Here is a 16479-nt window from a genome sequence, read left to right as displayed (position 1 = left end):
CCGCAGGTTAATCATGGGATGCGTCCTCAAATAGCGTGATCTCCGCTGGCAATCTCCTAGCGGAGGCACCGCGCAGAGCCAACACTTTGCGCACAGCCGCGCTCGCCGTCTCACGCTTCGTCAGAGCGAGAATCTGGTCGGCCTTCAGTATCATGCGACGCTTGCTTCTCGCGCTATAAATAAAGAAGGGCGCGAGTACGGGATGCAATTGGTAGTCCATCTCCGGGGTCGCACCCGATGAACGCGCATTCTTATCTCCCTCAAATTCGATCAGAACGCCTTGTCCAACCGCTTCACCGAGCAATCGCTCTACCTCGGCCGCGGAGGCCATGCTGCCCGAATAGCCTACGCGGAACTGATTGACCTCTGGCGTTGACAGTGCTGCTTCTCTAGCCAGGCTGCCGAATACGCTGCCTAATCCGAGGGTAAGCCGCGTGAGGTCGGCACCCTGACGGGACCATCCCTGGAGGTCCCGCACAGTTGCCTCTCCCACGCGGGTAGCAGCGTCGGTCTGCGCTCCTATTGCAACAGCTGTGTCTAGCGAATTGTCCGACGTCACATGGAGTCTGAGTGCCTCATGTACCAGGCGAATCATGTATCGAATGTTACCGTCGGCAAGCTGGCAGTACGTTTTCCAGCCCGAATAGTATTTGCGATGGCCAACACGGTTCGCGCGAATTGTAAATAGCGCGGCATAACCATAGTTGACAACACGAGTCTTCCATTTATCCGGGTTGTCGACCGCCCAGCGAACCGTTGCCGGCAGTGTTTCATCGTGGCTCTCCGCCCAGCGAACGGCGAGTGCAGCTTCAAGCGGTGACGAGGCTTCGACGAACTTCAAATCGCCCACTGTGTGTGCTGGTGAATTGAGTATCTCAGCTAGCAGTTGTCGTTTCAGGTCCACGGCACCGAGGAGAACGGCTTCTTCGTCAACCGAGATGGCGGGAAGCAGCTGTGTCGGGCTTAGCACCGGGTTCGGTACAAGATTTAGTCGCTGGCCAACCACAGTTTCCGCGAATTGCTCGAACGCGTCGTCCTTGAGATCCGCGACGATATCCACCTTGGTGAAATCGGCCGGATCTTGGATGGGTTGCCCATCCACTAGCGTCGTCGGGTCGATCCCTATCGTATTGCGAACCCCGACCTTGAATGTGAATGGTCCCGATCCTACCTGTTTGATAAGGGTATTGAGTACGCGCTTTTGGTAGGGAATCAGATTCTCGAACTCATCTAGGCAGAACATAAAGGGGTGACTTCGAGTGACGCCAGTTTCTCCGAGGGCGTCAAATAGGTGGTCGAGCGGTCGTCCTAGCAAGGACAAGTCACTGGTAGCAAGGGCGGATATGCTTCCGTTCAACTTTGCTTCAATGTCGACTAGCGCCACATCTATTGCATTGGCCAACTCCTCGAGGCTAGCTGAAGGTGCGATGTGCAAAGAGTGAACAAATAGTTGAACGCGGTGCTGGTCGAGCGCAAAGCTAGTGTGGTTCTCGCTATACCACCTCGCGAAATCGACCACTAGTGCGCTGAGCCGAAGGTTCAGGTAGTGGGAGAATATGCGGATCCAGTCGTCTTCCTCGACTCCTCGGCCTTTGAAGGCGGTTACTACGCTCGGCTCGACTTTCCAGTAGGCCCCAATAGCCGGCCAGGATTTCGGGTCCAGCGAACCGGAAACTCTGGCTTGACCCCTGTAGGACATCGATCGAAGTGTGGTGGTCTTCCCAGTTCCTCTGCCGCCGATTAAGAAGGCTGGCGTTAGACCAAGTAGCTTGTGAAAGTAGAGTGGCGGCGAAAAGCGGCTGTACAGATCCTCATCATCCTCATATTCTGCTCGTACCTGGCCCATGGCGCGCGTTATGGCCTCGAGCAAATTGGTCTGATTTAGCGCAGTCATGAAATTAGCGGTGTCCACTCTGTTGTCTTGGCGTCCCATTGAAGGAGGGGAATAGTGTTGTTTGGGCAGCCATGATGAAATGAAACCGCAAGTCCTAGATCGTCATAGCCGGCTGGGCCGTACTGGTTGTGGCTGGTTCGGGGGCTGTGGCGTGAAAGAAAGTCAGCAACCCGTCCTCGCCTTTCGCTTCGTACTAGCCGAGTTTTCGCATCGAGCACGCAGTAGTCGGGCGTTAAGAGATATGTTGCTATGACTTCAACTGCGCAGTTCGATTCTATCGATGACTTAGCAATCTCGGTTGCGACAATCGGCAGGTAGTAGGTGCTGTTCAGCTTTCCCGATTGCGCTAGGTCCGCAAGGCTAAATTTTCCGGTTGGCGTTTCGACCTTCCTGTTCCAAGACCTCAGGAACTGAGTTCCGGATGCGGTGATGTCATCCAGCATTATCAGGTCGATAGGTGTTGTGCTGCCGGCTAACTTGCGGACTAACTGTTCAGGCAGCAGTACTTGATTTTCATTGAAGCCCAATTTCTCACTAGCGATCCGAGCGAAGATGTAACCCGAGGCCGTCGGATCGCCTTCACGAGAGAGGGGAAAAGAGACTACGACGCGATTGAGATAATCGTTCCACTCGGCTCGACGCTGCGAAATTGCACCGAAGCGTTCCGACGCCGACAGTGATCGGATCGTCGAGCCAACACATTGTATTATCTGTTCCTCATTGAGGTGCACGAAGGATTCTAAGATATCCCCGGCCATAGCCAGGTCGTCTTCGTTTTGGTAATTCGCGAGCCAGCCTTCAATGTCGACTGATCGGGGTGGAGGCCAAATGCCAATTTCGGACAAGAATTGTCTTGAGCGGACCAATTCATTTGTGTCCATGAAGTCCCCGATGTGTGCGCCGATAGATACCTGGTTGCAATTCAGCTGGGGAATTGTTCATTGCGGCGAACGCTACCGCCGAGCCGCGAGGTTGAGGGACGCGTAATATCGGTCCTCTGCTGCCCGGCTGCGCAGCATTGACCAATCGTCTGACGATTAAGGCTATTGCTGTTGGCCGTTGCCCATGCTTCAGTAGTCTCCGCCGTGCGTTGTCGCTGTCCTCCTGGCCGGAAGGTCTCCCATCCATCACGATCTCGCCCCCATCGCCCGTCTGTCTCACGAGCATACTTCTCCGACGCATGATCTCGGGAGAGTCTTACCGCTGTCAGTGGGTGGCGCGCCGATCTCCGATGTCAGCTGCTGAGGCGCCGTCCCGTTCGGCAAGCGTGCGTACGTTCATTTGCGGATGATCCGCCGCAAGCATCGTCCTCGGAGTCGAGGTCGCCGATTTCAGGGGTGTGGAGCAACTTTGGCTCGAACTGGCGAAGCGCGTTGCGCCTAGGCGCGGCGAGTCGTTGACGCCCGGTGTGGGCTCGGTTCTTGAGGACGAGACCGGACCGTTCCGGTTAAACACGGACTGTACCGGGCGACCGGAGTGTCCGTGCTGCTCCGTGCTAACACCGAGTGGATCCGAGAGCTCAGGCGCGCCATTCCTCGATGGCATCATCGTCTTGCTCGCTGAAAAGTCGTGCCCTGGGTTGCGTTGCCAAGATGCGGGACGCTCACGGTCTACATCGCGGCCTTTACAGTGCAGTAGGCATGCGGCCGATTGCGACACCGCGATTGGTGACCTTGCACGGCGCTCGAGCGGCAGGAGTAGTGCGGGCTTCGGAAGAAGCGGTCCAATGCATACCGGTTTCAAATTGCGACCAGAATCACGCGGGGTGATATGCGGTTCGCATCCGCGCTACGACCCACCGTATTGTGTTCGAGTGAGAGTCCTGCTTCGACCGGAATGGCGAGAACAAGCCGGCTCTCGGCTCGACCTACTCAGACGACGACATCCTGCGCCATGTCACGAACGTGTACACGGTATTGCTGACACGCGGGATCCGGGGTACGTCTGTGTACGGGAGCGATCCCGCCCGGCGGGCGCACCTCGGGAGTGTCTTGTCGTCGCGGTTCGCGGCTAAAGCGCAATAACCGCAAGGTGAATCCGAAGCTGGCCGCCGCGTTAGTGATCTGGTTGTAGTACATGGAACGAATCGCCACGGCGGGCGACAACGGTGATGTCGAGGCTTGCCATTAGTTCCAGGAGCTCTCGCTCCGGGTGGCCAGGCAGGAGGATGACCGGGGTGACAGTGTAGCCAGCGCGGCGCGCAATATGTGCGTAATCAAGCACCTGACCGATCGCGGTCCTTACGTATGCGCGCCCTGAAGATTTCTTCGCCTCGACGATCCAGCCGTTGGACTCGACGTAGAGATCGGGCTCGATCGTGGACGATTCCGTGGGAAGCGTGATCCTCTTGACCAGGTGGCCTTTGCTCTCGAGCCAGCGGCCGAAGTCGGCCTGCAGCTCGAATTCGACCCTCGAAACCACTCGTTCGCCGGTGGTGATCAGCTCATCCTGGGCGACGACGATGTCGGAGTGATTCGGCGCCGTCCAATCGGTGATCGTGGCACTCACCGAGCGCTTGCCACCATACGGAGGCAGGAGCGTTGTGTCGGCATCGAGGGGCACGAGATTGAAGATGATTCCCAACCGCTGAGCGCCAGTTACGTCGGGGATGGTTTCTGTTCGATACGCAGGCTCACCGGTGGTGAAAGCGCCGACGTAGGTTGCCATCGTCCCGCTCGTCCGAAATAGCCGGACGGTCTTGCCATCGGCAGCTGCATCGCGCAGAGCCTTGTTCCCGCGGAGAAACTCGTGGTGGCCCTCTTGCCCCTCGCCCGTGTACGAGTAGGAGCCGTCCTCCCGGAGCCCTTCGAATTGGTCGTAGCCGAACTTCGCGCCCTCCTTAGGGTCGGTGAAGATCAGAATGTCGGGGATGCTCTTCGGAGTGGAGATTCCGCCCTGCTGCTGACCACGGAAGGCATCGTGGATCTCGCGACGACGGACAGTGTCGCCGACCTCGAGCGTCCACTGACGTTCCTTACTGGCCTCGCTTGCGGGAAGACGTGAACGCACTGCGTCCGCTTGCTCCTCGCTGAGCTCCCAGCGCGTCGTCCCGGTTGGAAGCGTGCCGTACAGCTCCCGGAGGACGTTGCGAATGCGTTTTTGATCCACCTGGAGCTCGAGGGAGAGGCTTGCAGGTGTGATGAGCGGCATGAGCCGACACTAGCGGCCAGGTGTTGCTTATCGGGTGAATGGCCAACTCTTGTTGGGCAAGTGACCGTCAGTTGCGATGGGTCGGGAAGCTCCCGAGGCAGTGGTGTCCCCAGTGTTCGTTAGGGTTCGTACAGGCGCGCCCGGCAGACTTCCTGGGGTCGCGGCGACAACATCTCACTGTCGCGACAGACACCACAGGGTGTAGTTCTGTCGCGGCCATCTGATGGACGAGGTCCGCGCCCGATTCAAACGCACCACCCCAATGAAAGGCCCACACGTGGACGCTTCTGAACTCAACTCCGCCGTCGGCCAGGGGCTCGAGCAGCTTGGGTTGGGGCTTCGCCCGTTCGTCGAGGGTGCGTTCGCCGAGGCGGTGCCCGGTGTCGAGTGGACTCGGATCCTCGAGGAGAAGGACCGCGCGGCCGGGATCGGGCATGGGCGGTACTCGGCGACCGACGTGTCGCTCATGCTTCGGGCGATGACTGAGCGGATCGGGGAGCTGGGGTACCCGTTCGACCGCGTGCTGTCGCGGAGCGCTCGCGGGTATGCGAGTGAGCTTCGGGAGGTTCGGAACGCCTGGGCCCACAACGCGGGGTTCACGGAGCAGTCGGCCTATCGGGCGTTGGATTCGATGCAGTTGTTGTTGGAGAGTGTCGGGGCCGGGGAGCAGGCTGCGGTTGTGGAGGCGTTGAAGGGGCGGGTGTTGAGCCCTTCGACAAGCTCAGGGACCGAAGAGGTGGGCTCAGGGAGCGAGACGGGTGCGTTGACGAAGACGGCGAACGAAGACGAGATGGGCCCTTCGACAGGCTCAGGGACCGAGACGGTTGCGTCGACAGGGTTGGCCGACGGCCGCGAAGCGGAAGACGGGCAGAGCGCCGCAGGCTCCAGTTCCGTTGACGGCGCCGCAGACTCCTTGTCTGCCGCAGACGCCGCAAGCGCCTCCTCCGTCTCCATCCGCGTCAGCGCGACGCCGACGCTCAGCTACGCGATGGCGCACTGCAGCATCGCGGTGATCGACGAGATCATCCTCGAGAACCACGGCGGGGAACGCCGGGCGGCCTCCGTCGAGATCGACGTCGTCACCGCCGACGGCGCCCTCGCCGACACCAAGGTGCTCCTCGCCGACCTCGGCGAAGACCGCACCACCCTCCTCCGCAGCCCCGAGGTCCTCCTCGACCCACGCCGCATGCTCCTCGTTGAAGAACAGCGCCCCGGCGTCATCCGCGTCACCGTCCGCGACGCCGCAGGCACCCAGCTCGGCACCGTTGAGAGCTCCGTCACCGTGCTCGCGTCCAACCAGTGGATCGCCGCACCCGTGCAGCTCGGCCTCGAACTCCTCGCCGCCCACGTGCAACCCAACGCCCTCGTCGTCAGCGAGCTCATGCTCGAGGTCTCCGACCTCCTCGACAAGCAGACCGGCAACAGCTCCCTCGCCACCTACCAACTCGACGACCCCGCCCGCATCGACGCCATCGTCGCCGCCGTCTGGGACGCCGCCCGCGCCCGTGACATCCGCTACGCCGAACCACCCGCCAGCTGGGGCCAGAGCGGCCAGAAGGTCCGCACCCCGGAGGAAGTCCTCACCAGCCACCTCGGCACCTGCCTCGATACCACGATCCTGCTCGCGTCCGTCCTCGAAGCCATCGGCATCCACCCCCTCCTCTGGCTGCTCAAGGACCACATCTTCCTCGGCTACTGGCGCGTCCAGACCACCCTCGACGTCGTCGCCAGCACCGACGTCTCCGAAGCCGTCAACTCCCTCGAACTCGGCCGCATCGGCGTCGTCGAGACCACCATGCTCACCGGCACCTCCGCCACCTTCGCCGATGCCTCCCGCCGGCCCCACACCGACCACCTCGCCGGCTCACTCGACGACTTCATCGGCATCACCGACGTCGTCCAGGCCCGCCTCCGCAAGATCTACCCGCTGCCGAGCCGCCGCATCAACGCCGAGGGCGAACCCGTCGTCACCCTCTACCAGGCACCCGAAGCCCGCGCCCTCACGCAAGACGCCCCGGCCGCCGCCGAGTCGACCGCCGCCGGCCACGGCCCCGACGTACCCAAGCGCGTCTCCACCTGGAAGAACGCCCTCCTCGACCTCAGCCTCCGCAACAAACTCATCAACTACACCGACCGCTCCGGCTTCGAGCTCGCCGTCCCCGGCCCCGCCCTCGGGCGCCTCGAAGACAGCATCAACCACGGCACCCCGCTCACCCTCGTCGCCTCCGACAGCGTCGCGACGATCGACCAGCAGCGCGGCATCCGCTTCGGCCGCGACCTCGACGAGAGCGACCGCATCACCTTCCTCGAGGACAAGAAGAGCGCGTTCATCGACGTCACCGAGGCCGCCTACCCGACGAAGCTCCGCGCCCTCGCCTACAAGGCCAAGACGATCGTCGAGGAGACCGGCGCCAACAACCTCTACCTCGCGTTCGGCATGCTCAGCTGGCGCTTCGGCGACCGCGACCTCCGCTCACCCCTCGTGCTCGTGCCGGTCACGCTCACGACCACGAGCCGCGGCTCCTCCTACCGCCTCACCCTCGACGAGTCGGGCTCCTCCACGCCCAACTACTGCCTGCTCGAGAAGCTGCGCCTGAGCTTCGGCCTCGAGATCCCCGGACTCGCCAACCCCGTCGAGGACGGCTCCGGCATCGACCTCCCGGCCGCGTTCACCGCCGTGCGCCAGGCGATCCTCGACGCCGGCCTCCCGTTCCGCGTGGAGGAGACGGCGTCGCTGTCGATCCTCCAGTTCGCGAAGTACCGGCTGTGGAAGGACCTCGACGAGAACTGGGAGACGCTCGCCTCCAACAGCCTCGTCGACCACCTCATCAATTCGCCGCTCGAGGCCTACGCCGACCCGACGCCCGCACAGACCGACACCGACCTCGACCGCCTCGGCCTCGACTGCCCGGTCGCCGCCGACTCCTCCCAGCTCGACGCCGTCGCCGAAGCGGTCGCCGGCCGCACCTTCGTGCTCGAAGGCCCTCCCGGCACCGGCAAGTCACAGACCATCACCAACCTCCTCGCCCGATCGCTCGCCGAGGGCAAGAAGGTCCTGTTCGTCGCCGAGAAGCGTGCGGCGCTCAACGTGGTGAAGCAGCGGCTCGAAGACGTCGGACTCGGCGCGTTCTCGCTCGACCTCCACGACAAGGGCGCGCGGCCCAACGTCGTCCGCGCGCAGATCAAAACCGGCCTCGACCTCCGCACGAAGGCCGACATCGACGCGCTGAGCACCAACCGCGAACTGTCCGAATCCGGCCTCCGCACCCTCACCCGCTACGCCGATCGCCTCCACGAGGTCAACGCCGCCGGATTCTCCCTCTACTCTGCACGGAGCCGCCTGCTCGCGATGGACCACGACCTCGTTCCGATGGCGATCCCCGAGCAGCTCGTCGCCGCCGGCACGTCCGAGGCGTTCGAGCAGCTGCGCCAGGTATTCCGCGACCTCCCCGAGCGCTCCGACCTCGCGCGCCCGAGCACGACGCACCCGTGGGCGTTCCTTGACGGCCCGTCGGCTCCCGGGCTCGACGCCGCGACCGTGCAGCAGGCCGCCCGCGCGCTGGATGCCGCTCTGGCCTCGACGCTCGACGCCGGCCTCCCGATGGACGCGCTGCGCCTCTCGACGCGCCCCGACCTCCTCGGACTCTGGTCGACCGCGGTCGCCGCACCGCGCCTGCCGATCGGCGCGCTCATGGCGGGGACCAGGCCCGAGGACTTCACCCGGCTCGACGACGCCCTCGCCGCCGCCGAGCAGCTCCGCGACGCCCAGGCCGAGTGGCGCTCGACCTTCACACCCGCCATCCTCGACCGCGACATCGCCGGCCCGCTTCACGCCGCCGAGCAGGCCGCTGCGTCGAGCTTCTTCGGTCGCAAGAAGCGGCTGAGGGCCGCGCTCGCCCAGCTGAGTGACGTGCTGGCTGTCGACGCGACCTCGTTCAAGGTCAAGCAACTGGTGCCGCAGCTCACCGAGGCGAAGGCGGCGCAAGACCGCCTCGTCCAGCTGCGCGGCACGCTCCGCTCGACTGCCCTGCCGCTCGTCGGCGACCGCTGGAACCCGCTCGTCGAGCCGACCCAGCCCGTGCGCGAACTGCTCGGCTGGTACCGCTGGCTGTCGGAGGGCTTCCGCCTGCCGGGCACGCCCGACGACCCGTTCGTCACCGCCGTCCGCGACCACTACGCCACGACCGAGCCGTCGCAGCAGGCGGCCCAGGCGCTGACGACGCTCGCGAGCACCTGGAGCGACTTCCTGCGCATCGCGTCCGTCAGCACCGAGCGCCTGTCGGCGTGGTCGGGCGGCGAGGGCTTCCTGCAGGCCTGGTGGTCGACACGCGACGCACGCCGTCTCGACGCCGCCGAGCCCGTCGTCCTCGAACGCTGGCTCGACCTCGTGCGGGTCATCGAACCACTCTGCGCCCACGGGCTCGACGACGTCCGCGCTGCGATCCTCGCCGGTCGCATCGAGACCGAGGACGCGACGCTCGCCTTCGAGAAGGGCCTCGCGCAGGCGTCGATCGACGAGCGCGAGCGCACCACCACGCTCGACGCCTTCGACGCCACCGCGCACAACCGCAGCGTCACCCGCTTCACCACGAGCGTGAAGGCCGTGCGCGAGGAGCTGCCGCGGGCGATCCCAGCGTCGGTGCTCGGCTTGCGGACGTTCAGTTCGCAGTCGGAGAGCGGTCAGGTCGGCGGGCTGCGTCGCCAGATCGACCGTCAGCGCGGCGGCATGAGCGTCCGTGCCCTGCTCGAGAACTTCGGCGAGCTCATCACGCAGATCATGCCGTGCACACTCGCGAGCCCGGAGTCGGTCGCGCGGTTCTTCCCGGCCGCGGCCGAGCTGTTCGACATCGTCGTGTTCGACGAGGCGTCGCAGATCCGGGTCGCCGACGCGATCGGGGCGATGGGACGCTCGCGCTCGGTCGTGGTCGTGGGCGACAGCAAGCAGATGCCGCCGACGACCTTCGCCGAGGCGGGCGCGACGATCGACGACGACGCCGACTACACGAGCGAGGTGCTGCAGGACGAGGAGTCGATCCTCTCCGAGTGCGTGCAGGCGCGGGTGCCGAGCAAGTGGCTGTCGTGGCACTACCGCAGCCAGGACGAGTCGCTCATCGCGTTCTCGAACCACCACTACTACGACAGCCAGTTGTCGTCGTTCCCGGCGCCGTTCGCGGGCGCGGGCGACGGTGGCGTGGCGGGTCACGGGCTGGCGTTCGTGCGGCTCGACGGGCAATTCGAGCGGGGCGGACGCGGCAAGTCGCTGCGGACCAACCCGGTGGAGGCGCAGGCGATCGTCGAGGAGATCTCGCGTCGCTTCGAAGCTTCGCCGGACGAGACGCCGTCGCTCGGGGTCATCACCTTCAACGCGCAGCAGCGGACGTTGATCGAGGACCTGCTGCGTGACAGCGCCGACCCGCGGATCGCGCTGGCGCTGGACGAGCAGGACGGGCTCTTCGTCAAGAACCTGGAGAACGTGCAGGGTGACGAGCGCGACACGATCCTGTTCTCGATCGCGTTCAGTGCGAACGAGAAGGGTGTGATCCCGTTGAACTTCGGTCCGCTCACGCGCGCTGGCGGAGAGCGACGGTTGAACGTCGCGGTGACGCGGGCGCGGCGACAGGTGGTGTTGTTCGCGAGCTTCGACCCGTCGGAGCTGCGGGCGGAACAGACCTCGTCGATCGGCATCAAGCACCTGAAGGCGTATCTCGAGCTGGCGCAGCGGGGGAGCGAGGCCGCCGGCGAGGACGGTCGTCGTCAGGCGATCATCGACCGCCACCGCGACGAGATCGCCGACGAGCTGCGATATGCCGGGCACGCCGTGCGGACGGACGTGGGGTTGTCGGACTTCCGGGTCGACATCAGCATCGCGACGGAGGCGGAGCCGGACCGACCGCTGGTGGCGGTGTTGCTCGACGGAGCGTCGTGGCGTGAGCGTCGGACGGTCGCGGACCGTGACGGACTGCCGGTCGAAGTGCTGAGCGGCCTGATGCGGTGGCCGGGCGTCGAGCGTGTGTGGTTGCCGGAGTGGTTGCACCACCGCGAGGAGGTGCTGGACCGGTTGGTCGCGGCGGTTGAGGCTGCGGCTGAGCGGGCTGCTGCGGCGAGTACGGTGCCGGAGGTGTCGTCTGGTGCGCAGTCGGATCCTGCTGATGCGTCGGCTACCGATGAGGCCGATGTCGCTCCCGAGGATACGGATGCGCCCGCGCCGGTTCGCAGCGCCCGAGTGCGGGAGTGGTCGGAGCGGCTGGCGTCGTTGGAGACCCTGTCGGAGTTCCGCGACCGCAAGGTCGGTTCAGTGCAGCCCGTCGAGGCGGCGCCGGTGGCGGATACGTCCGCGCGCCACCCGGAGCTCTCGGAGTACCAGCCCTGGGACGCACCCACGCTGGGTGGGATCGAAGTACTCGACCGGTTGCCCGGGCGGCAGTCGGTCGTCGCGGTGCAGGGTGCGATCCGTGCGGCGGTGGAGGCCGAGGGGCCGATCCACGTGACGCGTCTGGCGAAGCTGGTCGCGGGTGCGTTCGGTCTCGACCGGGTGGTGGGTTCCCGAGTGAAGTCGATCCTCGACAAGGTCCCGGCCGAGTTGCTGGGCCGCTCCGACGAGCCGTTCGCCTGGCCGACGTCGATCGACCCGCTCACCTGGCGCGGAGCCCGTCAGTCCTCGGCGGAAGCCGCCCGAGCGATCGAGCACATCTCTCTGGTGGAGATCGCGAACGCGATGGCGATCGCAGCGGAGGAGTCCGCTGGCCTCTCGCCCGAAGAACTCCGCCGCGAGACCCTCGCGATCTTCGGCGGCAAGCGCGTCACCGCCGCGATCGGAGCCCGCCTCGGCGAGGCCCTCGAGTTCGGGCTGGGCTCGGGACGCCTGGCGCGGAGTGGAGAGACGATCGTTTCGAGGCTTTAAGTTTCGAGGCTTTAAATGGAGCGCGGTCGCTAGTGATTCAGCTAGTCGAACCCGCGTAGGTCGCGCGGACGTCCGCGAGCGTCCGGGACAGAGCGGGGTCTACCGCCCAGAAGTTCCAACCCGCGACAGTTCCGCCGCCTTGTATCTTCCGAGCGGCGCCACTCACAGTGGTGTAATTCGCACCTTCCAGGAGGAGAGAGCCGTCGGCGTTCACGATGGCAGTGCGCCCACGATGCGCTACTGGCTTCGCGTACAGCACCGTCCCCGGAACGACGAGACCCGCTCGAATGAGATCGGCCACCTCTACCTTGTATTGAGCTCGCGCCACTGAAAGCTCAGCCGAACTAGTGTGTCCGTCGGGGACAGGCCAAATCGCGAGAATGGTGTCAATCAGTCTGCCCGATCGCTTCTCGATATGCGCATCGGACCAGGTCTCGGCGTGCAAGTCGACCACGTCTCGGCCGAGTAGGAGCGTATCGCTCCGACGCAGCGCATCACGCTTCCCGTTCTCGCCCAGCCAAGCTGCGTTCGACAGTCGCGAGTTCAGGCTGCTTGTTACAAGGGTCAGGTTACCGATCGTGTGTATGAGACGATCTCGACTAGTCTCCTGCGCCAGATCGAGTCCGTTGTTCCAGTTCGCGCGCCATTCCTGGGGCATGACGTGTTCTATCGTGCTTACTCCGCGGGTGATCGGGGAGACCGATCGCGGATTGCCGCTGGTAAACCCTCGCTGGTCGTCCTCGATCGCTTCCAGGACCATGAGCAGACGTCCTCGGCGGAACCGCTTGTATGCCTCAACGCTCTGGAGTTCGCGCCGCACCTCGGCGTCATCAGGCCAGTAGCCCACGGGCGATGTCTGGCTGGTGAGGAAGTCGACGGCGATCGCTGCAACGGTCTGCCCGGGCTCTCGACGCGACAGCTGTACAAGCAGATCAAGCATGAGTCGGTTGGTTCCCTGCGATGGAGCGCGAACGAGCGCGCGTCGCACGAACCAGCTCTCGAGCACCTCCAAAAGTTCGTGCCGAGTTGGCTCGTCGATGTCCGCTTGCTCAGGTTCCGCGAGCCAGATCAGCAGGGGCTTCGCAATTTCGGAGTCGAGCTTGTCCAGGCGGTAGACGAATCGGTCAATTCTGCTGAGCAGGCCGTCTGGTACCGCCGCTCCTTCCGTGAAAGCTCGGTACTTCGCGGCGGCAAGGCCAATCGAACGAAGTAGCGGCAACACGTCAGCTTTCGTGTCGGCTACGTATCGCTTGAACTGCGAAAATACCTCCCTAGCCGGTATCTCCTTCAACGTTCGGGCGGTGAGCCACTGTGTGAGGAACAGGGAGCTTCGTGCATACCGAATGCGCCCGGCTCGGACCTCGGCTTCCCAGAACGGCGTCTCGAACTCTGACCAGTTTTCCTGGTACGCCCGCTCGGTTGCGATGGCATCGCCTTCGAAGCGTTGGAAGATGAAGTTCTTGATGAGATCGGCGGCCGTCAGAGGCGTGCCGCGTGCATTCAGCGTTTCGAAGATCTCCTGAGCGTCCTCATGGGACTGCAGCTCGATAGATACCAACTGCAGTCGCGACGTCACTGCCTGCACAAGGAGGGCGGCGCGAGAATCTCGCTCAGGAGGGGCTTGCTGGAACCAGCACCTGATCGACTCGTAGAAGTAGGCGTGAGCATCGACGAGGCGGCCACTGAGAAGCTTGCCGTGGTCGACCGGGGTCTCAGCTGACATTGCAGCCGAGAACGCCGGCCGATCCCGGTTGGTCGGCCAGACCTTAAAACGATCTTCGGGCTGGGCGCGAAACGCTTCAGGATTCTCCACCAGGGCGAGGACCTGTCCGGCGAGTGCGGAGAGACCTGCCTCTTCAAGTTGAGCGTGAAGGGCGTCCAGGAAGATTTGCAGGGTGGTGAGCCGCTGCTGACCGTCTATGACGGTATATACCGCAAGGGTGCCCGACACTGCTTCTTGGTTCTGGAGCACGACGGCGCCTAAGAAGTGAGTTGCCTGCTGATCGCCCTCGGCCATCATCTCTACCAGGCGAAGGATGTCGTCCCACAACGGCTCCCATTGGTTCTCTTTCGACCAGACATACGGGCGCTGGAACAGTGGAACAACCAGACGCTGTGGTGCAAAGAAGATCTTCTGTGGGGACGTGACCTGAGTGAGCATCATTGCCTTTCGCTTGCCGCCAGTTGCGCAGCGCCGATCCATAGCGAGGAGTCGGTCTCTTGGTGAGCTTATCTCGGTCGACTGGCTTGATTCAGGCTCTTAGCTCGCCTGGTTGCGCATCGATCACGACCACGGATCATGGGCCGCCAATGTCGAATCAGCGGCCACCGTTCTTAGAGCTACTTCTTCTCGTCACCGCGTCGACGGAGCATCCGCTCGGACATGCCGCCCAGCAGCGTCCCCGCCGCGACGCGAGCGCGGTCGACTCCTTCGTTCCCGAGGCGGACCGCTGCACCGACACCGGCGGCGCCGGTCTCGAGAGCGCTGTCGCGAACGTCCGCAGCCGCCTCGCCCCAACGCTTCGCCTGCAGCGCCTCGTGGTCGCTCTCGATTCCCAACCGGCCTTCAAATTCCACGATGCCGGAGGACACGTGGTTGCTGGAACGCACGACCTTCCGTGCCGAGAACGGATTCAGCAGGACCTTGCCATTCGCGATTGCCGCAGCTGCGTTGATTCTGGCGAGCAGGGCTTCCGTCGTCTTCGCGATTCGATTCAATCGGTTCTGCCGGGCGGCCTGGAGCCCCACGCGATGAGAGTCGAGCTCCGCCGGTGACGCATCAAGCACCCGGTCGAGCTCGAGGATCGCGATGCCGTCCTGCAGTTGGAAGCATCGCGCCAGTACGGCTAGCCATTCGCCTACCGACGTCTCAGCAGTCTTCGCCAGGACAGCGAGGTCATCGACATCGCGCTCCCGCTCCAGCTTCTCCGCAATGGCATCGAGTTGCAGCAGTGCATACGCCTGAGTTCGAGCAACGATGCCCGACGAGTTCTGGATCTTCGACCAGCCGGTCTCGGAAACACGCCCGGAGTGTTCCCGGATGGTCATTGCCTCCTCGATCATCAGGTCGACACCGATCATGTCGGCGAGGACGGAGTCCCGCTGCCCGCGCAGCAGATCGTCGACCTTGGCATCGATCACTGCGAGGTAGTCGGTGATCTCGTTCATCGCCTGCTGCATCGCGATCTGAGCCATGATTCCAGCGGCACCGGCGAGCATTGCAGGGTTGGTGAGCGAAACGCCCGAGCCTTTGACGAACTGCAGAATTCCCTTGATCTTGCCGTTCTCGGTCACGACGGCCCGGCTGAGGTGCGCAGCAGACCCCTTCATCGCAGTGAACTGGTTGAGGGCTTGCGCGGATTCCTTCGTGAGTTTCACCCAGCGGCCGGAGTTCGCAGCGATCTCTGCACCTGCTTGCACCGTGGCAGCTGCGGTGCCGAGAGCCGGACTCAGCCTCTGCAGTCCAAGGTCCTTGAATGCCAAGCCCTGCGCGTTCAGGAATCGCTCCACGGCCGATTGATCCCCGATGACGGCGTAGCCATTGTCATCGCCGATGAGTTCGATGTCGCTGCTCATGATCAAACCGTCCGAGTACCGATGTCGCGAAGCACGGCGGCGGACGCGCGGACGTAGCCGGCGGGCGTGGCAGAGGGCGGGGTGGTCGAGCTCATGGGAACGGTCCTTGCATCGGGTCAACGCGACCCGCAGCAGCATCGGATCATCGACGGCAGGTGACGGACCCGAGAACCGGGCCAAACACAGTCTGGCGGGGAGGGGCGGGGGTCATCAGTCCCAGAATGGGTCACGCGCCCGAGTTGTGGAAGGGTAGCGCAAGGTGGATCGAAGAGCCCGGTATCTCCGGCCAGCATCGACCATTCCGACTTGACCCGATGGAGAGTGACCTCCGCATGTCCGAAGCGCAACCTGAAATCGATCCCGGGGGAGACCCACCCGCGCCGATGAAGTCCACGCGAACGACGACGGGACAGGTTCTGATCGCGTGCTCGATCATCGCGGCGATCGGTGCGATCGTCGTCGTCAGCGTTGTCGTCGGCGGATCGCGTCCTCCAGCAGTCGTGCAATCGGACAACCAATCGTCGGTGCAGTCGTCGCCAGCTGACGCTCCTTCGCTTCAGGCTGCGGATGATCCGATAGAACAAGCACGCGAGGTGGTTGGCGGCTCGTACTCCTACGAACGAGTGCAGCAGGCGACTGCCGCGGCGCTGGTCGCGACCGGTACGCCGGTCACGACCGACAACTTCTCCAGAGCCTGGAGTTCGGTCCTCGCTGTCACCGACAAGCTCGGTATCCAGCCGATGGAGGTCATGTTGTGCGTGCCAGAGCTCGCTTCCTCCGAATCGGGCCTCGCCTTTCCAGAGGTCGCTGCGCTCTGTGCCAGTGAGATCTATCTCGGCAAGCGGTGACGAAGGCGACCGACCACCGACTCCGAGCGGACCTGCTGGCGGCGGGGCTCTCGAGAGCTGACCCTGCGCCGCATCGTCATGAGGCGCGCGATCAGTGGCGGGGTAGCTGG

7 protein-coding genes are annotated in these 16479 nt (G+C 64.0%); 2 read left to right on the top strand and 5 right to left on the bottom strand.

The genetic code is table 11. The features are described from left to right. Window positions 1-7: 7 nt before the first annotated feature. The 3 genes from FGL15_RS06130 to FGL15_RS06120 form a co-directional block, all read right to left on the bottom strand. Complete coding sequence (locus FGL15_RS06130; protein ID WP_138945361.1) at window positions 8-1933, bottom strand: hypothetical protein; 1926 nt, start codon at window positions 1931-1933, stop codon at window positions 8-10. After that, window positions 1891-2652 (bottom strand): hypothetical protein, encoded by a 762-nt coding sequence (locus tag FGL15_RS06125; RefSeq protein WP_138945360.1) that lies wholly within the window; start codon window positions 2650-2652, stop codon window positions 1891-1893. The genes FGL15_RS06130 and FGL15_RS06125 overlap by 43 nt, the downstream gene beginning before the upstream one ends. A gap of 1297 nt (window positions 2653-3949) precedes the next feature. Further along, entirely contained in the window at window positions 3950-5044 is a 1095-nt protein-coding gene (locus FGL15_RS06120; RefSeq protein WP_138945359.1) for a hypothetical protein, read from the bottom strand. A 277-nt stretch (window positions 5045-5321) separates the two neighbouring features. On the opposite strand from FGL15_RS06120, the gene FGL15_RS06115 reads away from it, so the two are divergent. Beyond that, on the top strand, window positions 5322-11945 hold the full coding sequence (locus FGL15_RS06115; RefSeq protein ID WP_205858696.1) for a DUF3320 domain-containing protein: 6624 nt from the start codon (window positions 5322-5324) through the stop codon (window positions 11943-11945). A 37-nt stretch (window positions 11946-11982) separates the two neighbouring features. Here FGL15_RS06115 and FGL15_RS06110 read toward each other — a convergent pair whose 3' ends face one another. Both FGL15_RS06110 and FGL15_RS06105 read right to left on the bottom strand, forming a co-directional pair. Next, entirely contained in the window at window positions 11983-14109 is a 2127-nt protein-coding gene (locus FGL15_RS06110) for a DUF262 domain-containing protein (protein ID WP_168223334.1), read from the bottom strand. Window positions 14110-14285: 176 nt separating this feature from the next. Next, entirely contained in the window at window positions 14286-15521 is a 1236-nt protein-coding gene (locus tag FGL15_RS06105) for a hypothetical protein (protein WP_138945357.1), read from the bottom strand. Between the two features lie 332 nt (window positions 15522-15853). Here FGL15_RS06105 and FGL15_RS06100 point away from each other — a divergent pair, with 332 nt between their 5' ends. Then, window positions 15854-16369 (top strand): hypothetical protein, encoded by a 516-nt coding sequence (locus FGL15_RS06100; protein ID WP_138945356.1) that lies wholly within the window; start codon window positions 15854-15856, stop codon window positions 16367-16369. Window positions 16370-16479 lie beyond the last annotated feature (110 nt).

Source organism: Plantibacter sp. M259 (assembly GCF_006065115.1).
Lineage (GTDB): Bacteria > Actinomycetota > Actinomycetes > Actinomycetales > Microbacteriaceae > Plantibacter > Plantibacter auratus.
The sequence above is the reverse complement of the archived record's forward strand: the minus strand, read 5'-3'. Positions and strand labels throughout refer to the sequence as shown.

Coding starts and splice junctions, on each gene's coding strand:
- FGL15_RS06130 (WP_138945361.1), bottom strand. CDS start 1,933: ATGGGACGCCAAGACAACAGAGTGGACACCGCTAATTTCATGACTGCG.
- FGL15_RS06120 (WP_138945359.1), bottom strand. CDS start 5,044: ATGCCGCTCATCACACCTGCAAGCCTCTCCCTCGAGCTCCAGGTGGAT.
- FGL15_RS06125 (WP_138945360.1), bottom strand. CDS start 2,652: ATGGCCGGGGATATCTTAGAATCCTTCGTGCACCTCAATGAGGAACAG.
- FGL15_RS06100 (WP_138945356.1), top strand. CDS start 15,854: ATGTCCGAAGCGCAACCTGAAATCGATCCCGGGGGAGACCCACCCGCG.
- FGL15_RS06105 (WP_138945357.1), bottom strand. CDS start 15,521: ATGAGCAGCGACATCGAACTCATCGGCGATGACAATGGCTACGCCGTC.
- FGL15_RS06110 (WP_168223334.1), bottom strand. CDS start 14,109: ATGATGCTCACTCAGGTCACGTCCCCACAGAAGATCTTCTTTGCACCA.